The sequence below is a fragment of the Streptosporangium album genome (assembly GCF_014203795.1).
Taxonomy (GTDB): domain Bacteria; phylum Actinomycetota; class Actinomycetes; order Streptosporangiales; family Streptosporangiaceae; genus Streptosporangium; species Streptosporangium album.
On the sequence record NZ_JACHJU010000003.1, the window covers coordinates 666,507 to 681,112 of the forward strand.

The following is a 14,606-nucleotide window of genomic DNA, read 5'->3' on the forward strand; positions in this document are numbered from 1 at the left end:
GGATGCGTGCTCCACCGCAAGACTGCTGCCTGCGTTACTGCGTCGGCAGGGGGGCGCGGGAGAGGGTCGGATCATCGCGCTCCTCAAGGAATCGAGACCCCCGTGACCGCCGTCATCTCCCGCTCAGCAGCCCGCCCGACAGCCGGGCCGCCGGGCAGAGACGTGTTCATCGACGTGTTGCGCCTGGCCGGCATGGCCCTGGTGGTGCTGCAGCACTGGAGCATGCCGGTGCTCTCCTTCGCCGACGGGCGGATCTCCACCGGCAACGCGCTGTCGACCGGCGGCGCGTGGGCGATCACCTGGATCAGCCAGGTGATGCCGCTGGTCTTCTTCGCGGGTGGCGCGGCCAACGCGATCAGCTGGCGGAGCTCGGTACGGCGTGGCGGCACGGCCCCCGCCTGGCTGGCGGTGCGACTGCGCCGCCTGGTCTGGCCGGTGCTGCCGCTGGCGGCGGTGTGGCTGCCCCTGCCCCACCTGTTGCTGGCCGCCGGCATGCCGGAGCAGCCGGTGGTCACGGCCTCGCGACTGGCCGGGCAGCTTCTCTGGTTCCTGGTGGTCTACCTGGTCGCGGTGGCGGTGACGCCACCGATGCTCCGGCTCAACATGGTGTACGGCTGGCGGGTGCCCGCGGTGTTGGCGGCGGCGGCCGTCGTGGTGGACGCCGCCCGCTTCACCAGCGGCCTGGGGGTCGTCGGGTTCCTCAACGTCGCGCTCGTCTGGGCGGCGGTGCACCAGCTGGGCTTCCTGTACGCCGACGGCCGTCTGGGCAGGCCGTGGACCATGGCGGTGGCCGGGTACGGCCTGGCCGCGGCGCTGGTGGCCTTCGGCCCGTACCCGGGCAGTATGATCGGGATGCCGGGCGCGGCCGTCTCCAACATGGCGCCGCCCACGGTCGCGCTGCTCGCGGTGGCGGTCGGCCAGCTCGGGCTGGTGCTGGCGCTGCGCGGGTGGATCGTCGCGCTCGCCGCGTGGCCGGGTGTCTCCCGGGTGCTCGTCTGGGCGGCGCCCCGGATGATGACCGTCTACCTGTGGCACATGAGCGCGCTGTTCCTCGTCACCTCGGTGGTCGTGGTGGGCCTGGGCGTCTCCACCCCCCAGCCGTGGACCTCGGCCTGGCTGTCGGGCTGGCCGCACTGGCTGCTCGTGCTCGCCCTCGCCATGTGCCCGCTGCTGCGCTGCTTCGCCCGGTTCGAGACGCCCGCGCAGGCCCCGCCGTACGGCGGGGGGATGGCCCGGATCGCGGTGGCCGTCACGCTCGCCGCGGCCGGGCTGCTCATCTTCACGGCGTTCGGCTTCGTTCCGGGACCGGTGCCGGTGCTCGGCGCGGGGATGATCCTGGCCGGTCTGGCGCTCACCTGGTCGGCCGACCGGCGGCAGCCGGCGGCACAGCCGTCCACCGAGTCCCTTTAGTCATGATTTATAGCTATTTAAGTAGATAAATGCGCGCCGCATCACCAAACCCGCGCACGATGCGATCGCATCTGTTACCCGACCCGGTCCGACCACCGTCAGTTCTTCGGCAGTATTGAACCGTGAGCCTTGTAGATCGCCTGCCAGAAGAGATCGACGCCGACCCCGATGCCATCTTCGACGCGTTCGTCGAATGGAACTCCGAGCGAGGGCTCACCCTCTATCCAGCCCAGGAGGAGGCGCTCATCGAGGTCGTCTCCGGAAACAACGTGATCCTGGCCACCCCGACCGGGTCGGGCAAGAGCCTGGTCGCCGCCGGGGCGCACTTCACCGCGCTGACCCGGGACGTGCGCACCTTCTACACCGCGCCGATCAAGGCGCTGGTGTCGGAGAAGTTCTTCGATCTATGCGCCCTGTTCGGCACCGAGAACGTCGGCATGATGACCGGTGACGCGAGCGTGAACCCCGGCGCGCCGATCATCTGCTGCACCGCCGAGATCCTCGCCAACGTCGCGTTGCGCGACGGCTCGGGAGCCGACATCGGCCAGGTCGTGATGGACGAGTTCCACTTCTACGCCGAGCCCGACCGGGGCTGGGCCTGGCAGGTGCCGCTGCTGGAGCTGCCGAATGTGCAGTTCATCCTGATGTCGGCGACGCTCGGCGACGTGACCCGGTTCGAGGAGGACCTGACCCGGCGCACCGGCAGGCCCACCGCCGTGGTGAAGAACGCCGAGCGCCCGGTCCCACTGGTCTACTCCTACCGGCTCACCCCCCTGCACGAGACCCTGGAGGAGATGCTCACCACCAACCAGGCGCCCGTCTACGTCGTCCACTTCACCCAGGCCGCGGCCATGGAGCGGGCACAGGCGCTGATGAGCATCAACATGTCCACCAAGGCCGAGAAGGAGGCCATCGCCACCCTCATCGGCAACTTCCGGTTCACCACCCGGTTCGGCCGGGCCCTGTCACGCCTCGTACGGCACGGCATCGGCGTGCACCATGCCGGGATGCTCCCGAAATACCGCCGCCTGGTGGAGCGGCTCGCCCAGGCCGGCCTGCTGAAGGTCATCTGCGGTACCGACACGCTCGGCGTCGGCGTCAACGTGCCGATCAGGACGGTGCTGTTCACCGCGCTGTCGAAGTACGACGGCAACAAGGTCCGGCGGCTGCGCGCCCGCGAGTTCCACCAGATCGCCGGGCGGGCCGGGCGGGCGGGCTTCGACACCATCGGCTACGTCGTCTGCCAGGCCCCCGACTACGTCGTCGAGAACGAGAAGGCACTGGCCAAGATCGGCGACGACCCCAAGCGGCGGCGCGGCTACGCGCGCAAGAAGCCGCCGGAGGGCTTCGTCGGCTGGAGCGAGGAGACCTTCGAGAAGCTGCAGACCGCCGAGCCCGAGCCGCTCAACTCCCGGTTCAAGGTCAGCAACGCGATGCTGCTCGCGGTGATCAACCGTCCCGGCGACTGCTACGCGGCGATGAAGCATCTGCTGACCGACAACCACGAGGACCGCAAGTGGCAGCGGCGGCACATCAGCCAGGCCATCGCGATCTACCGCTCGCTGCTGGCCGGCGGCGTGGTGGAGAAGCTCGACGAGCCCGACGAGCAGGGCCGCATGGCCCGCCTGACCGTCGACCTCCAGGAGGACTTCGCGCTCAACCAGGCGCTGTCCACCTTCGCGCTGGCCACCCTGGAACTGCTGGACATGGAGTCGCCGAACTACGCCCTCGACATGGTCTCGATCATCGAGTCCATCCTCGACGACCCCCGCCAGATCCTGTCCGCCCAGCTCAACAAGGCGCGTGGCGAGGCGGTGGCGCAGATGAAGGCCGACGGCATCGAATACGAGGAGCGGATGGAGCTCCTGGCCGAGATCACCTACCCGATGCCGTTGTCGGAGCTGCTGCTGGGCGCCTACGAGACCTACCGGCAGGGCCACCCCTGGGTCGGCGACTACACCGTCAGCCCCAAGACCGTCGTGCGGGACATGTACGAACGGGCGATGACCTTCACCGACTACGTCCAGTTCTACGAGCTGGCCCGGTCGGAGGGCACCGTCCTGCGCTACCTCGCCGACGCCTACCGCACCCTGTCGCGGACCATCCCCGAGCACCTCAAGACCGAGGACCTCATCGACCTCATCGAGTGGCTCGGCGAGCTGGTCCGCCAGGTCGACTCCAGCCTCCTCGACGAGTGGGAGCAGCTACAGAACCCGGGCGACGAGCTGGAGGCCCCCTCCCTGGAGGAGAACACCCGGCCGGTCACCGCCAACACCCGCGCGTTCCGCGTCCTGGTCCGCAACGCGATGTTCCGCCTGGTCGAACTGGCCTCCCTGGAGAAGGAACAGGAGCTGGCCGAGCTGGCGCCGGACGTGGACTGGGGCGCCGCCCTCGACGCCTACTACGACGATCACGAGGAGATCGGCACCGGTCCGGACGCCCGCGGTCCCGGCCTGCTCCGGATCGAGGCGGAGAAGGAGTTCTGGCGGGTCCGCCAGGTCATCGCCGACCCCGCAGGCGACGGCGACTGGGGCATCGACGCCCAGGTGGACCTGGCCGCCTCCGACGAGGAGGGCCGCGCCGTGGTCCACGTCATCGGCCTCAACCGTCTCTGACCCCGGCACCGCGGGCCCGGCGTCCCCCTCCGCCGACCGCCCCGCGCCGCCCCGGACCGTCACCGAGGGCGACCCTGGCCAGGCTCCGGTTGAAGGAACCGTTCTTCCAGCCCTCGGACTGCCTGCACTTCTGCACGCCCGCCTGGAACTGGAGCAGGGCCGACTGCGCCGCCCGCTCCGAGCGGTAGAGGATCACCTGCTCCGCGGGAGGCGACCAGACGACGGGGAACCGCCGGGCACCACGCCTCGGGGGCGGCTCGACCGGGCCGCCCCTCTCCGGATGGCGCAGAGGCATCAGAGCGGGCCGCCAGAATAGAGAGCATGAGCGACGACGCGATCAGGCAGGTGCTGGGCCTGCTCCATCAGGAGGACACGTTACGGGTGCTGGCGGCGCTGGTGCTGAACGACAAACCCGAGGAGGCCGGACTGGACAGAGAGACGACAAGACGGGCGCTGGACCGGCTGGAACGCGGCGGGCTGGCCGTACGGGACGACGACGGCCGCTGGCAGGCGCGGCGTGAGCGGTTCCGCGAGCTGCTGCACGCCACGGCCAGACCCGCCGCCCCGGTCTCCCCCGAGGAGAAGGTGCTGCAGTCCTTCCTCGTCAAGGGACGGCTCCGGGCGATACCCACCAAGCGCGACAAGCAGCTCGTCGTGCTGAACTACATCGCCCAGGTCTTCGAGCCGGGGGTCCGCTACCCCGAGAAGGAGGTCAACACCGTGCTGCGCGCCTTCCACGACGACTACGCGGCGCTCCGCCGCTATCTGATCGACGACGGTCTGCTGAGCCGGGAGAACAACGTCTACTGGCGCAGCGGCGGCTCGGTCGACTCCTGAAGGCGGCCCGCCAGCCGCCGGATGTAGCCGATCAGCTCGACCGGCTCGTGGACGGTGAAGTCCACGTCGAGCAGGCCGAGGGTCATGGCCAGCCACTCCAGGGAGTCGCCGCCGGTGCGCAGCAGGCAACGGTGCTCGCCGACGGCCTCCAGCTGGCCGTGGGCGGCGGCCTGCACCCGGTCGGCGACCACGGCCAGGGGCGCGTGCAGGGTGGCCACCGCCCGATACCGAGTGATCGGCGCGGTGATGGACCGCTCGATGTAGCCCTCGGGCGGCTCGCGCCGGGTGAAGCGGGCACCGGTGGCCAGCGGGGCGGCGAGCCGGTCCACCCGGAAGGTCCGCCAGTCGTCCCGCTCGACGTCCCACGCGACGAGATACCACCGCCGCCCGGTGGACACGAGCCGGTACGGCTCGACCACCCGCGCGCTCTCGGTGCCGTCGCGGCGGCGGTAGCCGAAGCGGAGCCGTTCGCGGCTGCGGCTCGCCTGGGCGAGGACCGCCAGTGTCTCCGGGTCGACGGTCGGCCAGGAGCGGGCCAGCGGGCCGCGCACCGCCACGGTCTGGGTCTGCAGGGTGTTGACCCGGTGACGCAGGCGGGAGGGCAGGACCTGTTCCAGCTTGGCCAGCGCGCGGGCCGAGGTCTCCTCGATCCCGGCCACCGAGCCGCCCGCCGCCGTACGCAGACCGACCGCGATGGCGACGGCCTCCTCGTCGTCGAGCAGCAGCGGCGGCATCGCGGTCCCCGCTTCCAGCCGGTATCCACCGGCCGGGCCGGTCGTCGCGTGGACCGGATAGCCCAGTTCACGCAGCCGGTCGATGTCACGGCGCAGCGTGCGCGGGCTGACCTCCAGACGTTCGGCCAGCTCGGGCCCCGGCCACTCCCGGTGCGCCTGGAGCAGCGACAGCAGCCGGAGCACGCGGCCTGTGGTGTCTGCCATATGTGCCACGATGCCACCTATCGCGGCCGGGAACTGACCTAAACCCTGGCTAGCGTCGGACTCATGAGCCATATCGAGATAACGGGCGCCCGTGAGAACAACCTCAAGAACATCTCACTGAAGATCCCCAAGAGACAGATCACGGTCTTCACCGGTGTCTCGGGATCCGGCAAGTCGTCCATCGTCTTCGACACGATCGCCGCGGAGTCACAGCGGCAGCTCAACGAGACCTTCAGCACGTTCGTCCGCAACCGGCTGCCCAAGTATGGTCAGCCGGACGCCGACCACATCGGCAACCTCTCCACCGCCGTCATCATCGGACAGCAGCGCATCGGCGGCAACTCCCGCTCCACCGTCGGCACGATCACCGACATCTCCTCCCTGCTCCGGCTGCTCTACTCCCGGGTCGGCACGCCGCCCGCCGGATACTCAAACGCCTTCTCCTTCAACGACCCCGCCGGGATGTGCCCGGAGTGCGAGGGGGTCGGCCGGACGATGGCCCTGGACCTGGCGCGGGCCCTGGACCGGTCGAGGTCGCTCGACGAGGGCGCGATCCTGCTGCCGGGCTTCGGGGTGGGCACCTGGTACTGGAAGACCTACGCCCAGTCGGGACTGTTCGACAACGACAGGCCGCTGGAGGACTACACCCAGGCCGAGTGGGACATGTTCCTGCGCGGCAGCGGGTCGAAGGTGTTCTTCGAGACGCGGGGCGGGACGGTCCCGCAGAAGTACGAGGGGCTGATCGACAAGTTCGACCGGCTCTACATCAACAGGGACCTCGCGGAGTCGTCCAAACGGGACACGGTGCTGGCGTTCGTCTCCTCGCGGCCGTGCCCGCTGTGCGGAGGGACCCGGCTCAACCAGGCGGCGCTGGCCTGCCGGATCGACGGCCGCAACATCGCCGAACTGTCCGCGATGGAGGTCCGGCACCTGATCGACGTGATCGCCGCGATCGACGCCCCGGTCGCGGCGACGATGGTCCCGGCCCTCCTGTCCCGGCTGCGGCACCTGGTCACCATCGGCCTGGGCTACCTCAGCCTGGACCGGCCCACCCTCACCCTCTCCGGCGGGGAGTCCCAGCGGATCAAAATGGTCAAGCACCTGGGCAGCAGCCTGACCGACATGACGTACATCCTCGACGAACCCACCATCGGACTGCACCCGCGTGACGTGACGAACATGAACGCCCTGCTGCGCGAGCTGCGGGACAAGGGCAACACCGTGCTCGTCGTGGAACACGACCGCGACGTCATCGACATCGCCGACCACGTGGTGGACGTCGGCCCCCGCGCCGGGACGCACGGCGGCGAGATCGTCTACGAGGGGGGCGTCGAGGGCCTGTACCGGGCGGACACGCTCACCGGGCGGCACATGCGCCACAACCGGCCGCTCAAGACGGAGTTCCGGCGGCCGGCCGGAGAGCTGACCGTCACCGGCGCCACCGTGCACAATCTGAAGGACGTCACGGTCTCCTTCCCCGCCGGGGTGCTCACCGTCGTCACCGGGGTGGCCGGGTCGGGCAAGAGCAGCCTCGTCAACGAGGCGTTCCTGGCCGCGCACCCGGAGGCGGTGGTGATCGACCAGTCCGCGGTCGGCACCTCGATCCGGTCCACCCCGGCCACCTACACCGGCCTGATGGACGAGATCCGCAAGCTGTTCGCCGCCGCGAACGGGGTCAGCCCCGCGCTGTTCAGCTTCAACTCCAAGGGTGCCTGCCCGGAGTGCCAGGGCCTCGGGGTCATCCACACCGACCTGGCGTTCATGGACGGTGTCACGTCGGTGTGCGAGGTGTGCCGGGGTCGGCGGTTCCGGGAGGAGGTCCTCCGGCACACGCTGCGCGGCAGGTCCGTCTCAGACGTGCTGGAGATGACGATGGGCGAGGCGGCGGGGTTCTTCACCGAGCCGAAGCCGCGGGGCGTCCTGCGCGCGGTCAACGAGGTGGGGCTCGGCTATCTCAAGCTCGGCCAGCCGCTCAGCAGCCTGTCCGGCGGCGAGTGCCAGCGGATCAAACTGGCCGGCGAGCTCCACAAGAAGGGCAGCGTCTACGTCATGGACGAGCCGACCACCGGGCTGCACATGTCGGACGTCGAGCACCTGCTCACCATCACGGACAACCTGGTGAACGCCGGTAACACGGTGATCGTCATCGAGCACAACCTCGACGTGATCAAGAGCGCCGACTGGATCGTCGACCTCGGCCCCGACGGCGGGGACCGGGGGGGCACCGTCGTGTTCGAGGGCACTCCCCGGCAGCTGCTGGAGCTGACCGGCTCCTTCACCGCCGAGCATCTCCGCCGCGACCTCGACCTGGGCAGGCCGTAGCGCCGGAGCGGGTGGGGGCGCCTCAGCCGCCCGAGGTGTCGAGTTCGGCGTCCGCTCCGGGAGTGGCGAGGTCGTAGGGGTCGTCCAGCCAGCCCTCGGGCAGGTGGACCCGGTCGCGCGGGTTGGTCTTGCCCCGGGGCGCGTCCACGCCCTCGGGCCAGGGCTGGGCGGGGTCGAGCTCGGCGAGCCCCTCCCGCAGGGTGGCGAGGGTGTCCGCGGTGGCCAGGCGGCGGCGGAGGTCGGCTCCGACGGTGAAGCCCTTGAGATACCAGCCGACGTGTTTGCGGAAGTCGGCGACGGCGTGGTGCTCGCTGCCGAAGCACTCGGCCAGCAGCGTGGCGTGCCGGTCCATCGTCGCGGCGACCTCCCCCAGCCGGGGACGGACGCGCTCCCCGCCTCCCTCCCACGCGGCCGAGAGGTCCGCGAACAGCCACGGGCGTCCCAGGCAGCCCCGGCCCACGACGACGCCGTCGCATCCGGTCTCGGCCATCATCCGCATCGCGTCGTCCGCGCTCCAGATGTCGCCGTTGCCGAGGACCGGGATCTCGCTCACCGCCTCCTTGAGCCGGGCGATGGCCTCCCAGTCGGCGGTCCCGCCGTAGTGCTGCAGGGCGGTACGGCCGTGCAGCGCTATCGCCGAGACGCCCTCCTCCACGGCGATCCGCCCCGCGTCCAGGTAGGTCAGGTGGTCGTCGTCGATGCCCTTGCGCATCTTCATGGTCACCGGCAGCGTCCCGGCGTTGCGCACGGCCTCGCGCAGGATGGCCCGCAGGAGGTTCCGCTTGTACGGCAGGGCGGAGCCGCCACCGCGACGGGTCACCTTGGGGACCGGGCAGCCGAAGTTGAGGTCGATGTGATCGGCCAGGTCCTCGTCGGCGATCATACGGACGGCCCTGCCGACGGTCACCGGGTCGACACCGTAGAGCTGGAGGCTGCGGGGCCTCTCACCCGGGTCGAACCGGATCATCTTGAAGGTCTTGGCGTTCCGCTCCACCAGCGCCCGCGTGGTGATCATCTCGCAGACGAACAGCCCGCCGCCCTGCTCGCGGCAGAGCGTCCGGTAGGGCGCATTGGTGATCCCGGCCATGGGCGCGAGGACCACGGGCGGCCAGACCTCGAGCGATCCCAGCTTCAACGACTCCACCTTGTGTTTCTACCTCACCGGACTCGGCTGGACGAATCGTCGCTGGGTAGGGTGTCCATAGCGTAGTCGGACGTGACATCGGAGGCCCTGGATGCTCCTGCGGCTGCGGATCACCCTGCCCGACCAGCCGGGATCCCTGGCGAAGATCACTCATGCCCTCGGCTCCGCCGGGGCCGACATCACGCAGGTCATCGTGCTCGACCGCGGCGAGGGCCGCGCGCTCGACGACATCACCGTCTACTGGCCGGACGCCGCTCCACGCGAGGTGCTGGCCGAGGGCCTGCGGAGCGTGCCGGGAGTGACCGTCGAGGGGGTGTGGAGCACGCGGGAGGCGCCGGGCACCTATCCGGAGCTGGAGATCCTCAAATACATCACCACGGCGGGGGACCGCGCGCTGGCCACGCTGATCGACTCGATGCCGGTGCTGTTCAGCGGCGACTGGGCCGCGGCCGGCACGGAGCGGGAACCACACGCGGTCGTCCACTCCAGCTGGCGCGCCCCCGCCGAGGTCCCCTTCCCCGCCGACACCCCGTCCCGCCCGACGGCCGCCACCCTCGGCTCCGGCCTCCATGTGATCGCCGCGCCACTGCCCCCGCTGGCCATGACGCTCCTGCTGGCCCGCACCGAGGGCCCCGCCTTCCACCGCATCGAGGTGCATCGCCTGACCCGGATCCTGGAGATCTTCCTCACCCTGCCCGCGGTGGAACGCAGCGTCGCCCGCCAGCTCCGCCGGCCCGGTTGACCGACGGTTACGCAACCACCCGGAAAACCCGCTAGAGTTCTCTCGTTGCCGCAGGGGAAACACCCGGCGAAAACACGCGGAAGTGGCTCAGTGGTAGAGCATCACCTTGCCAAGGTGAGGGTCGCGGGTTCGAATCCCGTCTTCCGCTCGAAGGGTCCCCTAGGGCCCTCACTCCGGTGGAGTGGCCGAGAGGCGAGGCAACGGCCTGCAAAGCCGTGTACACGGGTTCAAATCCCGTCTCCACCTCTCGTGTTCGGCAAGGACGATTAGCTCAGCGGGAGAGCGCTTCCCTGACACGGAAGAGGTCACAGGTTCAATCCCTGTATCGTCCACCACCGCACGCCGACAGCCGCCAGAGCCCCTCAGGGGCTGTGGCGGCCTTCTGGCTTTCATGAGGTCCCCTCCCGCCGTCCCATGATGGCCGTCCACCCGCCCGGATGTCCCTCACCGTTCTCCGTCCAGCGGGAATCAGACCTCCCGGCGGAGCGGGCTGAAGTAGATCGGCACCCAGCTGAGCGCCGTGATCGAAGCACCTGCCCAGATCGCCGTCCCTGTGCCCCAGATCTCGCCGACGAGACCTGCCAGCAGGCCACCGACGCCGACCGCGCCCATCAGGATCAGCCGCATGGTGGCGTTCATCCGGCCGAGCATCGCATCGGGCGTGACCTTCTGACGGAAGCTGACGAGCAGCACGTTGTTCAGCCCCGTCCGGAAGCACAGGACGGCCCACGCCGCCGCCGAGACCCAGACGTTCCAGCCGATGAACGGCAGCAGCAACGCGAACGGCGCGGTGACCACGCCGATGATCCACACGGCCCGCCCGCGCTCCAGCCGACGGCCGGTCAGGTGCGCCGGGGAGGACCCGGCCAGGACGCCCACCCCGCCGACGGCGAGGTAGACGCCGAGCACCCATGGGGGCTGTCCGAGCTCCTTGACGATCAGTACGGGCGACAGCGTCGAGCAGAGCGGGAACGCCAGGTTCCATCCCTCGGCCGAGGCGATCGCCGAGGTGACCAGCCTGCTCGCGCCCGGCGGCAGTAGGCGGTGAAGGGCGCGCGGGCCGCTTGCGGTCACTGGCCGGGCGGGGACTCCAGCAACTCCGCCGCACTGCGCCGCGCGGCGGCCAGGCCGTACTGCGCCCACACCCCGCATCGACTTTCTGGACGGAGATTTCTGGATGACATCGTCCCTGGTCGCCAGAGTGTCCGAAAAAGCGGAGGTGTTTGGACGGCGAGGGTGCGGATGACCGCGCGCTGTCGCGGACGGCCGCCGTGGTGGAACCCTATGTTTCCCCGAGGACGCAGCCGGCTTCGTCTCATGGCTGTGACGATCGAGACGGCTGTCTATCCGCGGTCTGGACTTGGTTGGGCGGTGTCGTTTGAGGTTGTTTCGGGTTTGGTGTGGAGGACTTCGCGGGCCTGTTCGGCGGCGCGGGTGATGCTTTCGCTGATGAAGTCGAGGAAGCGGGCGATGTTCTCCAGGCGGGTGGCGGCGGGGGTGTGGGGGCCGAGGACGGCGACGCCTTGGCGTGCGGTTTCGACGAGCTGGTCGTTGGATCGGGCGCTGGCGATCGTCGCCTGGTAGAAGAGTTCGTCGTCGACGACGTAGCGGTCGCGGCGGCGTTCGTCGCGTTCTCGGCGGACGAGGCTCTGGCTCTCCAGGAAGGCGATCGCTTTGGAGATGGACGCCGGGCTGACCTGGAGGCGCTGGGCGAGTTGGGACGCGGTGAGGCTGCCCGCGTCGGTGGTGAACAGGCAGGTCAGCACCCGGGCCGTCATCTTGGGCAGGCCCGAAGCCATGAGAACGGTGGTGAGCGTCTCCTCGTACTCGGCCACGGCCTCGGCGTCGCGTCCGTGTGGCTGGGGGACCGACTCCGGCCTTCGGGAGGAGGTGGGCCTGCGCCGGTGGGTGCGGCGTTCGGTGGCGCGGTGGGCCAGGTCGGCGCGGTAGGCGGTGGGGCCGCCGTTGCGCATCACCTCACGCGTGATCGTCGAGGTCGGACGGTCGAGGCGTCGGGCGATCTCGGCGTAGGGGAGGCTGTCGGCCAGCCCCAGCGCGATCTGCTGGCGTTCCTGCTGGGTGAGCCTGCCTCCCGGCATCGCGATCTCCTTGGTGATCCTTCGTGGTGGTCCTTGATCCTCCCACTATAGCGTTCACTTCTCATCCATTGCAATGATCAGAGCAGTTGTCGTTGCGTTACCCTCAAGACAGTTGCAACAGTTTCCCGGTCTTTACCTGTGCATATGTCGATTCTGCGCAACGGGCGCGTTGCCGAATTCTGGAAAGCAACGTAGCGTTTCCGGTGTCAGAAACAACGAACGAGCACAGGAGAGCACGATGCAGAAGTTCGACACCCCCGCCCCGATCTCCGCCGTCCTGGACATCCCCGCCGGACGCATCCAGTTCATCGCCGCCGACCGCGCCGACACCACCGTCGAGGTCCTGCCCGCCAACCCCTCCAAGAGTCGCGACGTCCAGACCGCCGAGCAGACCACCGTCGCCTACGCCGACGGCGTCCTGCGGATCACGGCCTCGACCCCCAACAACCAGCTCTTCGGCCCCTCCGGATCCCTGGAGATCACCGTCCAGCTGCCCGCCGGCTCCCGCATCGAGGCCAAGGCCGCCAGCTCCGAGCTCCGCGGCGTCGGCCGCCTCGGCGACGTCGCATTCGAAGGCGCGTACCGCCAGATCAAGATCGACGAGGCCGCGAGCGTCCGCCTCACTGCGATCGACGGCGACGTCGAGGTCGGCCGGCTCAACGGCCCCGCGGAGATCAGCACCGCAAGGGGCGACATCCGGATCGCCGAGGCCGTGCGCGGCACGGTCGTGCTCCGCACCCAGTCCGGCGACATTTCGGTCGCCGCCGCCGCCGGCGTCTCGGCCGCCCTGGACGCCGGCACCGACTACGGCCGCGTCAGCAACGCCCTCAAGAACGATGGCACCGCCGAACTCGACATCCGCGCCACCACCTCCCACGGCGACATCACCGCCCGCAGCCTCTAAAGGAGCAGAACCAGGACTATCCGGCCGGGCCCACCGCGATCGAGATCCTGTCGGTCGTCGCCGAGGACGCGGCCGGCCGTCCCGAGGGGCCTGCGATCCACGTGCAGGGCCTGGAGAAGTCGTGCAAGACGCCTAACGCGACCAGGTGGAACACATGACGAAGAACAGCACTTCCTCGACCAATTCGAAGTGGACCGGCATGGTGCCGGTTGACGATACGGCCCTGGCCGTCACCGACACCGGCGGTCCCGGTATCCCTGTGGTCTACCTCAATCGAGTGTCTCTTGAGCTCACCTTCACCGCGCAGGACCTCGCCGATGTCCGCTTCGCGTTCTCTCCGCTATGGGAGGTCGTCGCCAGCGTGCGGGTGGTGAAGAACCCGGCCGCGCACGCCGTGCTCGCGCCGTGGGCCGAGCAGACGCCTGGGACGGCCCTCCCACCGGACGGCTCGAAAGGCTCCACGACGACCCGGAAGAGGGGCTCGAACGGCTGGCCGAGGAGATCCGGAACTACTGGGAGGCGGCCATCGCGCCCTACTGGCCCCGGATCAGGACCCTGCTCGAAGGCGATGTGCTCTACCGCGCCAGGCTGCTGGCCGAGCTCGACCTGCCCGCCTCCCCTACGAGGGGTGCCCGTAAAAACTCTGTCATGAGCCCCAGTGCGCCACGAAGCGCTGAATGTCCGTACGGAGGTGAAAGACCCCGTCGTCCGTGCCGTCGTAGCGGCGGGACGAAGCTGGAGGCAGTCTGAGCCGGGGATCGCCGGGGAGGGCGGGAGCAGCCTCGACAAAGCGGCTGGCGTCCTGCTCGGCGGGCTACTCACCGCCCTGTACGGCTGGCGCTCGGTCTTCTCCGTGATGGCCCCCGTCGCGCTGGCCGTACTCGTGGCCACCTGGCTCATGGTCAATCCCGTCACGCCACGGGGCGGGCGACTCGACCTGCCCGGCTCGGTGACGGTCACCGGCGGGCTGGTCGCCCTGACCTACGGGCTGTCCGGACAATGGCCCTTCATCATCGCGGGCCTGATCCTTCTGGCCGTGTTCGTACTGCTGCAACGCCGCTCACCCGATCCGCTGCTGCCCGCGCGTATGCGGATCGTGGCCCGAGCGAACGCGCTCATGGCCATGCTCGGCGCGGTCTGGCTCGGCCTGTTCTACTACCTGCCCCTCTATCAGCAGCGCGAGCTCGGCTACACGCCGCTCGAAGCGGGACTCACCCAGCTGCCGCTCGCCCTCATGATCACCCTGGCATCCTGGGCGACACCCCGGCTGCACGGCCGTGCCGTACTCCCCGGTGGCCTGGCGCTGCTCGCGGCCGGGCTGGCCTGGCTGGCCCGCACCCCGGCGGACGGCACCTTCCTCGTGGACCTGCTCGGCCCCTCGCTGCTGATCGGCGCAGGGCTCGGGGTGGCCTTCGTCCGGCTCACCGCCCTCGCCTCGGCGTGCCCGCCGCGGACAGCGGCCTGGCCGGCGGGCTGCTCAACGCCACCCGCCAGATCGGCGGCGCCGTCGGCCTGGCCGTACTGACCCTTCTTCCCTCGTACGGCGCGGCCTTCCTGGCCTGCGCCGTCATCACCATCCTTCTCCTCGGAAAGGC

13 protein-coding genes and 3 tRNA genes are annotated in these 14,606 nt (G+C 69.8%); 11 read left to right on the top strand and 5 right to left on the bottom strand.

The features are described 5' to 3' along the window. Positions 1-102 precede the first annotated feature (102 nt). Positions 103-1,410 carry an acyltransferase family protein gene (locus FHR32_RS32930; RefSeq protein ID WP_184758396.1) on the top strand — a complete coding sequence of 436 codons (1,308 nt, stop codon included), beginning with the start codon at positions 103-105 and terminating at the stop codon, positions 1,408-1,410. A 122-nt stretch (positions 1,411-1,532) separates the two neighbouring features. Further along, complete coding sequence (locus tag FHR32_RS32935) at positions 1,533-4,025, top strand: DEAD/DEAH box helicase (RefSeq protein ID WP_184758397.1); 2,493 nt, start codon at positions 1,533-1,535, stop codon at positions 4,023-4,025. Here the strand turns inward: FHR32_RS32935 and FHR32_RS32940 are convergent. Further along, positions 4,012-4,320 carry a hypothetical protein gene (locus tag FHR32_RS32940; RefSeq protein WP_184758398.1) on the bottom strand — a complete coding sequence of 103 codons (309 nt, stop codon included), beginning with the start codon at positions 4,318-4,320 and terminating at the stop codon, positions 4,012-4,014. The two genes, FHR32_RS32935 and FHR32_RS32940, sit on opposite strands and share 14 nt — an antisense overlap. 26 nt (positions 4,321-4,346) lie before the next feature. Here FHR32_RS32940 and FHR32_RS32945 point away from each other — a divergent pair, with 26 nt between their 5' ends. Further along, positions 4,347-4,862 carry a DUF2087 domain-containing protein gene (locus FHR32_RS32945; RefSeq protein WP_184758399.1) on the top strand — a complete coding sequence of 172 codons (516 nt, stop codon included), beginning with the start codon at positions 4,347-4,349 and terminating at the stop codon, positions 4,860-4,862. On the opposite strand, the gene FHR32_RS32950 is transcribed toward FHR32_RS32945, so the two are convergent. Beyond that, entirely contained in the window at positions 4,829-5,800 is a 972-nt protein-coding gene (locus tag FHR32_RS32950) for a helix-turn-helix transcriptional regulator (RefSeq protein ID WP_184758400.1), read from the bottom strand. The two genes, FHR32_RS32945 and FHR32_RS32950, sit on opposite strands and share 34 nt — an antisense overlap. 63 nt (positions 5,801-5,863) lie before the next feature. On the opposite strand from FHR32_RS32950, the gene FHR32_RS32955 reads away from it, so the two are divergent. Further along, the gene (locus FHR32_RS32955; RefSeq protein ID WP_184758401.1) at positions 5,864-8,122 is read left to right on the top strand and encodes an ATP-binding cassette domain-containing protein; all 2,259 of its coding nucleotides are present in this window, start codon (positions 5,864-5,866) and stop codon (positions 8,120-8,122) included. 22 nt (positions 8,123-8,144) lie between these two features. Here FHR32_RS32955 and dusB read toward each other — a convergent pair whose 3' ends face one another. After that, a complete protein-coding gene (gene dusB / locus FHR32_RS32960; RefSeq protein WP_184758402.1) occupies positions 8,145-9,266 on the bottom strand; it encodes a tRNA dihydrouridine synthase DusB in 1,122 nt (373 codons plus the stop codon). Positions 9,267-9,357: 91 nt separating this feature from the next. On the opposite strand from dusB, the gene FHR32_RS32965 reads away from it, so the two are divergent. From FHR32_RS32965 to FHR32_RS32980, 4 genes are all read left to right on the top strand, one after another. After that, positions 9,358-10,008: an ACT domain-containing protein gene (locus FHR32_RS32965; protein ID WP_184758403.1), complete on the top strand. Its 651-nt coding sequence runs from the start codon at positions 9,358-9,360 to the stop codon at positions 10,006-10,008. A 76-nt stretch (positions 10,009-10,084) separates the two neighbouring features. Then, positions 10,085-10,156: transfer RNA gene (locus FHR32_RS32970), tRNA-Gly, on the top strand. Between the two features lie 27 nt (positions 10,157-10,183). Beyond that, positions 10,184-10,254, top strand: a tRNA-Cys gene (locus FHR32_RS32975). 14 nt (positions 10,255-10,268) lie between these two features. Beyond that, positions 10,269-10,343 (top strand) — tRNA-Val (locus FHR32_RS32980). A 133-nt stretch (positions 10,344-10,476) separates the two neighbouring features. On the opposite strand, the gene FHR32_RS32985 is transcribed toward FHR32_RS32980, so the two are convergent. Both FHR32_RS32985 and FHR32_RS32990 read right to left on the bottom strand, forming a co-directional pair. Further along, on the bottom strand, positions 10,477-11,082 hold the full coding sequence (locus FHR32_RS32985; RefSeq protein ID WP_184758404.1) for an MFS transporter: 606 nt from the start codon (positions 11,080-11,082) through the stop codon (positions 10,477-10,479). 269 nt (positions 11,083-11,351) lie between these two features. Continuing rightward, positions 11,352-12,107: a helix-turn-helix domain-containing protein gene (locus FHR32_RS32990; RefSeq protein WP_184758405.1), complete on the bottom strand. Its 756-nt coding sequence runs from the start codon at positions 12,105-12,107 to the stop codon at positions 11,352-11,354. 238 nt (positions 12,108-12,345) lie between these two features. Between FHR32_RS32990 and FHR32_RS32995 the strand changes: the two genes are divergently transcribed. The 3 genes from FHR32_RS32995 to FHR32_RS33005 all read left to right on the top strand — a co-directional run bounded on the left by FHR32_RS32995 (position 12,346) and on the right by FHR32_RS33005 (position 14,536). Next, the gene (locus FHR32_RS32995; RefSeq protein ID WP_184758406.1) at positions 12,346-13,011 is read left to right on the top strand and encodes a DUF4097 family beta strand repeat-containing protein; all 666 of its coding nucleotides are present in this window, start codon (positions 12,346-12,348) and stop codon (positions 13,009-13,011) included. Positions 13,012-13,416: 405 nt separating this feature from the next. Beyond that, on the top strand, positions 13,417-13,761 hold the full coding sequence (locus FHR32_RS33000) for a hypothetical protein (protein WP_184758407.1): 345 nt from the start codon (positions 13,417-13,419) through the stop codon (positions 13,759-13,761). Beyond that, complete coding sequence (locus FHR32_RS33005) at positions 13,703-14,536, top strand: MFS transporter (protein ID WP_184758408.1); 834 nt, start codon at positions 13,703-13,705, stop codon at positions 14,534-14,536. The genes FHR32_RS33000 and FHR32_RS33005 overlap by 59 nt, the downstream gene beginning before the upstream one ends. The last annotated feature ends 70 nt before the right edge of the window (positions 14,537-14,606 follow it).

Bases quoted from the DNA above. Each gene is read 5' to 3' on its own strand.
- FHR32_RS32940 (WP_184758398.1), bottom strand. From the start codon at position 4,320: ATGCCTCTGCGCCATCCGGAGAGGGGCGGCCCGGTCGAGCCGCCCCCG.
- FHR32_RS32945 (WP_184758399.1), top strand. From the start codon at position 4,347: ATGAGCGACGACGCGATCAGGCAGGTGCTGGGCCTGCTCCATCAGGAG.
- FHR32_RS32950 (WP_184758400.1), bottom strand. From the start codon at position 5,800: ATGGCAGACACCACAGGCCGCGTGCTCCGGCTGCTGTCGCTGCTCCAG.
- FHR32_RS32955 (WP_184758401.1), top strand. From the start codon at position 5,864: ATGAGCCATATCGAGATAACGGGCGCCCGTGAGAACAACCTCAAGAAC.
- FHR32_RS32965 (WP_184758403.1), top strand. From the start codon at position 9,358: ATGCTCCTGCGGCTGCGGATCACCCTGCCCGACCAGCCGGGATCCCTG.
- FHR32_RS32990 (WP_184758405.1), bottom strand. From the start codon at position 12,107: ATGCCGGGAGGCAGGCTCACCCAGCAGGAACGCCAGCAGATCGCGCTG.
- FHR32_RS32995 (WP_184758406.1), top strand. From the start codon at position 12,346: ATGCAGAAGTTCGACACCCCCGCCCCGATCTCCGCCGTCCTGGACATC.